The organism is Bacteroidota bacterium, assembly GCA_030706565.1.
Taxonomy (GTDB): Bacteria; Bacteroidota; Bacteroidia; order Bacteroidales; family JAUZOH01; genus JAUZOH01.
Window position 1 is genome coordinate 1 of the sequence record JAUZOH010000350.1, and the last position, 3,936, is coordinate 3,936.

Below are 3,936 nucleotides of genomic sequence, written 5' to 3' on the forward strand. Positions count from 1 at the left end.
AAATATAAACATTATCCCGTTTTCTGTACAACCAAGAGGCTTTATAAACAGGATCTGTGAATAATAGTTTAATCATTAACAAAGAATCAAATATGGCCATCCAAACAGAATCCACAATGACAGGATTGTACAAGAAGAACAGCATAAAGAGCGAACTCTGACAACACAAAACATTAGTAAACAAGGGGATTCCTAATAATCCCATCCTTATTGCTCTAAAACCGGCGGATCAATATGTTAAGCAGGCAATTACCTGTTTTTCTCCCTTTAATGATCCATATCAATCATATTTAATCTAAAAAACCCGCACTTAAACGTCCAAATTAGACGTTTAAGTGCGGGTTTAATTAAAGTTTGAATTTTATAGAAAAAGTTTAAAGAGGGCTATCTTTCCTTTTTCTCATAAATAACAGGGCCAACGGCAGTAATCAACTTTAATAAGCCATTTCCCCATTTTGAATATTCATTTTAAATCTCAAAGCAGCTATTCCACACAAATCTTTTTAGTAACAATAGAGTCAAAGAAAATAAACCTCAGCATATAAATACCTTTGGGAAGAGTTGACACATCTATCCTTCCCTCAAAAGCTTCTTTCGAATCCTTATAAACTCCTTTCACCATAAGCGTTCCGGTGATATTTAACAACTGAATTTCTGAAGGAGTAATGGTGGTTTTTATGTTAAAATAGTCTTTCGTTGGATTTGGGAAAACGGATACACGTTCTGAAACAGTGTTTTCCTCTGTCCCTACCTTTTTATATAAATAAGAATCTGAAGTAGAAGAACATCCGTTTTGAGTAACCACTACCCGGTAATATCCGTCTTTAACCGGTTGATATTGGTTGCCATTACCTAAAACTATCCCCGTAGTATCCACCCACTGATTATTATTCAAAGAGCTTGAAAACAGAACAGATCCATTTTGTTGAATAGTGGGTTTATTAGGCAATGAATTAACTGTAATATAAATAGAATCCAGTATCGAAGAATTCCCGTCGCCCAATGTGAGGCTGAGGTTAGTTGAGGTTGTAAGTTTAACCTTGATTGTAGCTGCCGTTGATTTGAAACCCGAAGAACTGGACGACCAGGAATAATTATAATTGCCAGTTCCTCCGGTGGCCAAAGCCTGTACGGTCACAGAATCCCCCTTACAGATTGTTGTATTATCGGCCTGCAGGGTTACTTTTAAAACAGGAACATTAATTGAAACAGAAAGAGTATCAATTCCTGTACATGAAGATTTAGTATCAATTACGCCTAAAACAAATAATGTGGTTGCTTTTATATTTTTTGTATAAGGATTAAGAATATTACTGGTTTGTAACAGGCTATCAGGTTCCCATTTAACGAAATAGGAACCGCTTCCACCGTAAACTATACCCTGAAGCTGAATAATGGTATCATAAGGAACTACCAGGTCATTACCTGCAAATACATTGGGTGATTGATAAATATCCGTGGTCAGGGTATCAGACGGAGGTCCTTCTCCTACTTTATTTTGACCTTTAACCCATATTTTTAATTTCCCGTAATAATTCTTGTCCAATGCAAAATGGGCAGTAGTACCATTACCGCTAATAACACCTGCACCAACAGGGCTGCTATACCAGTTATACGAAGAAGCACCGCTTGCCACAGAAGTGTTGTAGGTCAGTGTTTGTTGTCCCTGACATACAGAAACAAGGCCTGAAGGTTTTGCGGTGGCTCCCGGAACTACAGTATCTTCATTTAAAGCCATTGTTATTTTATAAGTCTTAATCTGGTTATGGGTAATATTTAAAGGTAGCTGTGAATTGTTATAATCTGCAGTACCTCTTTCTGTTTCAATATGAGTAACCAATTTGGCTGAAGTAATGCTACCGGAGACATTCAGACTGCTGTTGAGATTGTTATTGCTCATATTCCAGAATCTGAGGATCATGCCATTTTTAATTCCTTCTTCTGAAGGTTTTACCGACCACAGGAAAATATTTGGATCAGCTACGGTCAGCAAAGAAAAAGCAGTCTCCGGATATTGATTCCCTCCCGTAACGGTAGCCGCAACCAGGGGATTTTGATGTTCAAGTGCAAAACGCATGGAAGCGGTAGCTGAATATGTCTGGTAAGTTCCCAACGCGAAACGGTAAGTAAACTGACTGTCTCCCCCCTGATTAAGAATTCCCAATCCATTTTCTGTCAGTTGCCCGCCGGCTATGGCATTAATCTGAGGGGTACCTGTATCTAAATTACTGTATGAGCTTTGCCCCAAACGCATAAATGAACAATCCTCATTTGAAAGGGTAATGCCAAACTGGGATTCGCTCATTGCTGCGAAATGATTCAGAGTCAACCATTTATAAACAGCATGGTCGTTTGCATAATTTCCACCCTGCGAAATAAGCTTAGCCCGGATCACAGCGCCTATTTCTTCATGCCAGACATCAGGCGAACTGATATTATATGAAAAAGCCCAGGAATTTATCGCACCGAAATTTTGATTGATCTTATCCGTTATTTCAACTCTCGGAATAGTTTTAAAAAGAGTTATTTCACTGGTATGTCGCAGAGGGGCAGTAGAGGTAGCAAGCAATGAAACAGATACCGGTCCGTTGTTTACCACGGTCAAAGTTCCGCTGTTCCCGGTTCCGGACCCAAGGTCATTGACATATTTGCCATTCGAAACTTTCACACATTCCCTGTTGCCATTCTGCTTATCAAGCATACTTGTAATTACGCCCTGATTGGTTAGTTGAATTCTGAAAAAAGGATTTTCAATAATATTACCACTTAAAGTAGCTGCATTGGTGGAAGACTGGGGAGCCCCGTCCCTGATTTCAAATACCTTATAACCAACCGAAGGGACATCACTAGCCAGAATCCTTAGGTAAGAAAGGTTATCGACAGTGATAAATTGAGTAGGAACCTCAAGCCCTGTTTCCAAATCGACCACATGTACTGTTTGGCTCCCGTTGTAGGCATAATCAGCATAATCCGTACGACTCCAGCTTAAGGGATTAAAAACATAGAAACGAGTATTTGTACCCGTTTTATTAATTAAACCTCCCAATAACTTAGATGAACGGTTGTACAGGGAATCGACATAGGTGGAAACTTTTTGTTGCATCCTTCGTTGAAAATCTGTCCTCTGTGCTTTGGTAATCGCACCGTCCGAAGTCCAACAATGCTCCCAGTACAATCCAAAAGCTGTCCAGGCCTCATCACGTAATGAACTAAGATTATCGGCAAAACTATTGTTTTTTAAACTTACTAAGGTAGCCAAAGCCTCAGCAGATCTTAATTTCTCTGTGGAACGTTTCACTTTTGCAGTCACTTCAGCTAAAGATTCGCACAATACATCCCAATCATTTCCATAAGAGCAGGAAAGGGACGGAATGTCAGGATAAGTTTTAATGAAATCTTCAAAAAAATCAACTTCATTGGAGACAATGACTTTTAAATTACTGTTTGACCTGTTTTGCGCTACAGTAACAAACTCAGAAGTTAAGGTCTGAAGATTATCCCCACCTTTTCCAATTGCAGCAGCAATTTTATATGGATAAGCTGTTGTGTTGCACTTTGCCAATGCCCGGTCCACAGCTGTTGAAGGATTCCTGGCTTCAGCATACCCGCCCAATGAATAGCTATTGCTGCTATAAGAATACCATTTTGTCAATAAGGTACTATCATCAGATCCTTTCCACTGATAAATTTCGTATTTTCTTGTACCTGAATAAGGGACATTGGTAACGCAGCCGCAAATCCCATGGTTGACAAATTTCGCACCCGCACCTGCCCAGACAGATCCTAAACCATAAGGCAGAATCTGATCCTCCATGGCACTGGCCATCTTAAATTTCAGGTTATACTTTCTTTCCAAGTGGCCGGGGTAATATATCCCCCGGATAACGGCCTCAAGAGGTTGAGCCCCATATGTTTCAATCAAAGTGTTGTATGGCA

Annotated in this window: 2 protein-coding genes; both read right to left on the reverse strand. The window is 39.6% G+C overall.

Annotated features, from left to right (window positions below; genetic code table 11):
- On the reverse strand, positions 1–205 hold a 205-nt coding region (locus tag Q8907_13890), incomplete at its 3' end, for a hypothetical protein (GenBank protein ID MDP4275361.1).
- A 279-nt stretch (positions 206–484) separates the two neighbouring features.
- The coding region (locus tag Q8907_13895; protein ID MDP4275362.1) for a T9SS type A sorting domain-containing protein at positions 485–3,936 on the reverse strand (3,452 nt) is incomplete at its 5' end.